General features: G+C 65.8%; 5 protein-coding genes. 3 read left to right on the top strand and 2 right to left on the bottom strand.

All coding sequences use genetic code 11. From position 1 onward, the window contains the following. The 3 genes from prpB to prpD all read left to right on the top strand — a co-directional run. The coding region (gene prpB / locus GSQ95_RS14450) for a methylisocitrate lyase (protein WP_158973836.1) at positions 1-822 on the top strand (822 nt) is incomplete at its 5' end. 207 nt (positions 823-1,029) lie between these two features. Further along, positions 1,030-2,157 (top strand): 2-methylcitrate synthase, encoded by a 1,128-nt coding sequence (gene prpC / locus GSQ95_RS14445; RefSeq protein ID WP_158892715.1) that lies wholly within the window; start codon positions 1,030-1,032, stop codon positions 2,155-2,157. A gap of 110 nt (positions 2,158-2,267) precedes the next feature. Next, positions 2,268-3,752: a 2-methylcitrate dehydratase gene (gene prpD / locus GSQ95_RS14440; RefSeq protein ID WP_158892717.1), complete on the top strand. Its 1,485-nt coding sequence runs from the start codon at positions 2,268-2,270 to the stop codon at positions 3,750-3,752. Between the two features lie 114 nt (positions 3,753-3,866). Here prpD and GSQ95_RS14435 read toward each other — a convergent pair whose 3' ends face one another. Together GSQ95_RS14435 and GSQ95_RS14430 are read right to left on the bottom strand one after the other, a co-directional pair. Beyond that, entirely contained in the window at positions 3,867-4,196 is a 330-nt protein-coding gene (locus GSQ95_RS14435) for a hypothetical protein (protein ID WP_158892720.1), read from the bottom strand. Between the two features lie 26 nt (positions 4,197-4,222). Then, entirely contained in the window at positions 4,223-5,818 is a 1,596-nt protein-coding gene (locus GSQ95_RS14430; RefSeq protein WP_158892722.1) for an isocitrate lyase, read from the bottom strand. Positions 5,819-6,000 lie beyond the last annotated feature (182 nt).

Genomic DNA, 6,000 nt, shown 5'->3' with positions numbered 1-6,000 from the left:
GTCGGCACCCTCAATGCCAATCATGCGCTGCTGGCCAGGCGCGCCGGCTTCCAGGCCGTCTACCTGTCCGGCGGCGGCGTCGCGGCTGGCTCCCTGGGGCTGCCGGACCTGGGCATCAGCGGGCTGGAAGACGTGCTGATCGACGTCCGCCGCATCACCGATGTCTGCGACCTGCCGCTGCTGGTGGATGTCGACACCGGCTTCGGCGCCTCGGCCTTCAACGTGGCCCGTACCACCCGCGCCCTGATCAAGGCCGGCGCGGCCGCCATGCACATCGAGGATCAGGTGGGCGCCAAGCGCTGCGGCCATCGGCCGGGCAAGGAAATCGTCAGCCAGCAGGAGATGGTCGATCGCATCAAGGCGGCGGTGGATGCCCGCACCGATCCCGACTTCGTCATCATGGCGCGGACCGACGCCCTGGCGGTGGAAGGCCTGCAGGCCGCCATCGACCGTGCCTGCGCCTGTGTCGAGGCCGGCGCCGACATGATCTTTCCCGAGGCCATCACCGAGTTGTCCATGTACCGCCAGTTCGCCCAGGCGGTAGGGGTGCCGATCCTGGCCAACATCACCGAATTCGGCGCCACGCCGCTGTTCACCACCGAGGAACTGGCCGGCGCCGACGTGAGCCTGGTGCTCTATCCGCTGTCGGCCTTCCGCGCCGCCAATCGCGCTGCCGAGAACGTCTATACGGCGATCCGCCGCGACGGCAGCCAGCAGGCGGTGGTCGACACCATGCAGACCCGCGCCGAGCTCTATGACCGCATCGACTATCACAGGTATGAGGACCAGTTGGATCGCCTGTTCCAGCAGCAGAAATCCTAACGATCTGCTGCGCGTCGGCCAAACTGCGTTGGAAGTGGCCTGGGTCGCCAGCCCGGTCGGAATGCTCATTTACCACTCGTGAACTCGAGCGCGAGTCCGATCCGCTTCCTCAGCCACTTCCGCCTTGTTTGTCGCTAGCTCGCGAGATCGTAAAGAAAGCTTTGAACGCCCGCTTTTTCGCACAACAACTCCAAGAGGAGCGAGACGATGGCAGACAGCAAAACCCTCGGCGGCGCCGGCCTGCGTGGTCAGGTCGCCGGCCGCACCGCGCTTTGCACCGTCGGCAAGACCGGCGCCGGCCTCACCTACCGGGGCTATGACATCCGTGAACTGGCGGCAGGAGCCGACTTCGAGGAAGTCGCCCACCTGTTGCTCTATGGCGAGCTGCCGACCCAGGCGCAACTGGACGCCTATCGCCAGCGCCTGGCCGCGCTGCGCGACCTGCCGCAGCCGCTCAAGGAAGGCCTGGAGCGCATTCCTGCCAGTGCCCACCCTATGGACGTGATGCGTACCGGCGCCTCCTTGCTGGGCACCCTGGAGCCGGAACACAGCTTTGCCGACCAGCAGCAGGTGGCCGATCGCCTGCTTGGCGCCTTTCCGGCGATCCTGCTCTACTGGCATCACTTCAGCCAGCGCGGCACCCGTATCGACTGCACGAGTGACGCCCCGGACATCGCCAGCCACTTCCTCACCCTGCTGCACGGCAAGGCGCCCAGCGATCTGCACGCCCGGGTGATGAACGTCTCGCTGATCCTCTATGCCGAGCACGAATTCAACGCCTCCACCTTTACCGCCCGGGTCTGCGCCTCGACGCTGTCGGATCTCTATTCCTGCGTCACCGGCGCCATCGGCTCCCTGCGCGGCCCGCTGCATGGCGGCGCCAACGAGGCGGCCATGGCGCTGATCGAGCGCTTCGCCTCGCCCGAGGAGGCGGTCAGCGGCCTCAAGCAGATGCTCGAACGCAAGGAAAAGGTGATGGGCTTCGGCCACGCCATCTACCGCGACAGCGATCCGCGCAACGAGGTGATCAAGGACTACGCCCGGCAACTGGCGGCGGAGGTGGGCGACCGCGTGCTGTTCCCGGTCTCTGAGGCCATCGACCGCACCATGAAGGAAGAGAAGGGGCTGTTCCCCAACGCCGACTTCTACCATGCCTCGGCCTATCACTTCCTCGGTATCCCGACGCCGCTGTTCACGCCGATCTTCGTCTGCTCGCGCACGGCCGGCTGGTGCGCCCACGTCTTCGAGCAGCGCGCCGACAACCGCATCATCCGCCCCAGCGCGGATTACATCGGTGTCGAGCAGCGGGCCTTCACGCCCATCGCCAACCGTTGATTGTTTGATCGCGGCCATGGGCCGCTCCTACGGGAGCGCCCTCGGCAGCCAACCCCCGTAGGAGCGGCCGCATCGGCGGACCGCCACGGCCACGATATAAAGGAAAATTCATGAGCGCCAACGTCGATTTCAACAACCGACCCGACTACGACCAGGTCATCCAGGACCTGGCCGATTACGTGCTGACCTACCAGGTCACCTCCCGCGAGGCCCTGGACACCGCCCGCAACTGCCTGATGGACACCCTCGGCTGCGGCCTGCTGTCCCTGCGCTTCCCCGAGTGCACCAAGCTGCTCGGCCCCCAGGTGGAGGGCACCGTGGTGCCCCAGGGTGCGCGGGTGCCGGGCACCAGCTATCGCCTGGACCCGGTCAAGGCAGCCTGGGACATCGGCTGCATCATTCGCTGGCTGGACTACAACGACACCTGGCTGGCCGCCGAATGGGGCCATCCTTCCGACAACCTCGGTGCCATCCTGGCGGTGGCCGACCACCTTTCCCAGCGCCGCGTGGCCCAGGGCGAAGCGCCCCTGACCATGCGCCAGGTGCTGGAAGCCATGGTCATGGCTCACGAGATCCAGGGCGTCTTCGCCCTGGAAAACTCCTTCAACCGTGTCGGTCTCGACCACGTCTTCCTGGTCAAGCTGGCCTCCACCGCGGTCAGCGCCAAGCTGATGGGCGCCAACCGCGAGCAACTGCTGGCGGCGCTTTCCCACGCCTTCGTCGATGGCCAGGCGCTGCGCACCTATCGCCATGCGCCCAACGCCGGCAGCCGCAAGTCCTGGGCCGCCGGTGACGCCTCCAGCCGCGGCGTGCGCCTGGCCGACATCGCCCTGCGCGGCGAGATGGGCATTCCCGGCGTGCTCAGCGCACCCCAGTGGGGCTTCTACGACGTGCTCTTCAGCCACACCAACAAGGACCTGGCCACCAAGCCGGCCGACCAGCGTCAGTTCAGCTTTCCCCAGGCCTTTGGCAGCTACGTGATGGAACACGTGCTGTTCAAGATCAGCTTCCCGGCGGAATTCCATGCCCAGACCGCCGCCGAAGCCGCGGTGATCCTGCATCCCCAGGTGCGCGATCGCGTCGATCAGATCGAGAAGATCGTGGTGACTACCCACGAATCGGCCATCCGCATCATCTCCAAGCAGGGCCCCATGGCCAATGCCGCCGACCGCGACCACTGCCTGCAGTACATGATCGCCGTACCGCTGCTGTTCGGAGACCTGATCGCCGAGCATTACGAGGATGCCTTCCACCAGGCCCATCCGCGCATCGACCAGCTGCGCGAGAAGATGGAGATCGTCGAGGACGAGCGCTACAGCCGCGAGTACCTGGAAGCCGACAAGAGGTCCATCGCCAACGCCCTGCAGGTGTTCTTCACCGACGGCAGCAGCACCGAGAAGATCGCCGTGGAATATCCCGTTGGTCATCGCCGTCGCCGCGAGGAGGGCATTCCGCTGCTGGAGCGCAAATTCCAGAGCAACCTGGCGACTCGCTTCCCGGCCGGTCGCTGCGCCCAGATCTTCGAGCTGTGCAAGGACCAGGCAGGGCTGGAAGCCACCCCGGTGCATCGCTTCGTGGATTTGTTCGTGTTGTAAACGGAAGAAGCGACTCGCCCGAGCCTGCAGGGCCATGCAGGAGCGGACGAGTCGCCTCGGAGGTGGGGCAGGGCGCGCCGGGTGGTCAACTATCCGGCGCGCCCTTTTTCATGGCTAGCAGTAGCGATCCACATAGGCCGGCTGTTGCTGCCGACCGGCCAGGCGCCAGTGCTCCTGCAGGGCGGCGTGGACGCTCCTGATGAAGTTGTCGTCCGCCGCGGCCGATTTGCCGACGTAGCCGCCGCCCTTGTTGTAGGTCTTGAAGCGGATGCGCAGGCTGGGATGGCGCTCCTCGAACTGCTCGGGCGTCTCGCCGCCGGGCAGGCGGTCGACATGCACCGCGCCGCTCTCGCAGACCCAGAGGATGTGGGTGTGGTTCTTGTCCTTGAGCCGGCCGAACAGTTGCTTGAGATCGTCCAGGCCGGGGTTGTCGTTCAGGTTCATGAGCGTGTCCTCCGCAGTGGCCGTGATCAATGGAACTGGTTCATGGTGTTGTCCTTGCCGCCCGCCTTGAGCGCGGCCTCGCCGGCAAAGTATTCCTTGTGGTCGTCGCCCATGTCCGAGCCGGCCATGTTCTGGTGCTTGACGCAGGCGATGCCCTGGCGGATCTCCTGGCGCTGCACGCCCTTGACGTAGGCCAGCATGCCTTCCTCGGCGAAGTAGCCCTTGGCCAGGTTGTCGGTGGACAGGGCCGCGGTGTGGTAGGTGGGTAGGGTGATCAGGTGGTGGAAGATGCCCGCTTCTCGCGCCGCATCGCGCTGGAAGCTCTGGATCCGCGCATCGGCCAGACGCCCCAGTTCGGTGTCGTCGTAGTCCACGCTCATCAGCTTGGCGCGGTCGTAGGCGGACACGTCCTTGCCCTCGGCCTGCAGGGTGTCGAACACCTGCTGGCGGAAACTCAGGGTCCAGTTGAAGGAGGGGCTGTTGTTGTAGACCAGCTTGGCGTTGGGCACGACGTCGCGGATGCGGTCGACCATGGCCTTGATCTGGCCGACGTGGGGCTTCTCGGTCTCGATCCACAGCAGGTCGGCGCCGTTCTGCAGCGAGGTGATGCAGTCCAGCACCACCCGGTCCACGCCGCTGCCGGCACGGAACTGGAACAGGCCGCTGGCCAGACGCTTGGGCCGCAGCAGCTTGCCATCACGGCTGATCAGCACCTCGCCGTTGCCGAGCTGGCTGGCATCCACCTCGTCGCAGTCGAGGAAACCGTTGTACTGGTCGCCCAGGTCGCCCGGCTGCTTGCTCACGGCGATCTGCTTGGTCAGGCCGGCACCCAGGGAGTCGGTACGGGCGACGATGACGCCCTCGTCCACGCCCAGTTCGAGAAAGGCGTAGCGCACCGCGTTGATCTTGGCCAGGAAGTCCTCGTGGGGCACCGTGACCTTGCCGTCCTGGTGGCCGCACTGCTTCTCGTCGGAGACCTGGTTTTCCAGCTGGATGCAGCAGGCGCCGGCTTCGATCATCTTCTTGGCCAGCAGGTAGGTGGCCTCGGCGTTGCCGAAACCGGCGTCGATGTCGGCGATGATCGGCACCACGTGGGTCTCGTAGTGGTCGATCTTCGCCTGGATGGCGGCGGCCTTGGCGTTCTCGTCGGCGGCGCGGGCGGCGTCCAGGTCGCGGAACAGCATGGCCAGCTCGCGGGCGTCGGCCTGGCGCAGGAAGGTGTAGAGCTCTTCGATTAGCGCCGGCACGCTGGTCTTCTCGTGCATGGACTGGTCCGGCAGCGGGCCGAATTCCGAGCGCAGCGCGGCGATCATCCAGCCCGACAGATAGAGGTAGCGGCCTTTCGTGCTGCCCAGGTGCTTCTTGATGGCGATCAGCTTCTGCTGCCCGATGAAACCGTGCCAGCAGCCCAGCGACTGGGTATAGGCGCTGCTGTCGGCGTCGTAGGCGGCCATGTCCTGGCGCATGATGGCCGCGCAGTGGCGGGCGATGTCGAGACCGGTCTTGAAGCGATTCTGCAGGCGCATCCGGGCGGCGTATTCCGGATTGATGGCGCTCCAGTGATTGCCGGTGCTGTTCTTGAGGGCGGCGATGGCCTGAACGTCGTTCTCGTAAGCGGACATGAGTCGATCCTTCTCGATGAGGTTGGCTTGGGTACCAGTCTTTTCCCAACGTCCGGCAGCGGGATGGCGGTTGCCACCCGGATGCCGGTCGCGAAGGCGAAAGGTCAGCCCAGCTGTCGAGTCATGTCGCCGTACGTACCTGCATGGATCCGGACGTCACCTCTGGCGATGCTGCCTCGAGC

The sequence above is a fragment of the Pseudomonas sp. BAV 4579 genome (assembly GCF_009765395.1).
GTDB classification, from domain to species: Bacteria; Pseudomonadota; Gammaproteobacteria; order Pseudomonadales; family Pseudomonadaceae; genus Chryseomonas; species Chryseomonas aestiva.
This window is presented reverse-complemented; position numbering and strand designations above follow the sequence as displayed.

Bases quoted from the DNA above. Each gene is read 5' to 3' on its own strand.
- prpC (WP_158892715.1), top strand. From the start codon at position 1,030: ATGGCAGACAGCAAAACCCTCGGCGGCGCCGGCCTGCGTGGTCAGGTC.
- prpD (WP_158892717.1), top strand. From the start codon at position 2,268: ATGAGCGCCAACGTCGATTTCAACAACCGACCCGACTACGACCAGGTC.
- GSQ95_RS14435 (WP_158892720.1), bottom strand. From the start codon at position 4,196: ATGAACCTGAACGACAACCCCGGCCTGGACGATCTCAAGCAACTGTTC.
- GSQ95_RS14430 (WP_158892722.1), bottom strand. From the start codon at position 5,818: ATGTCCGCTTACGAGAACGACGTTCAGGCCATCGCCGCCCTCAAGAAC.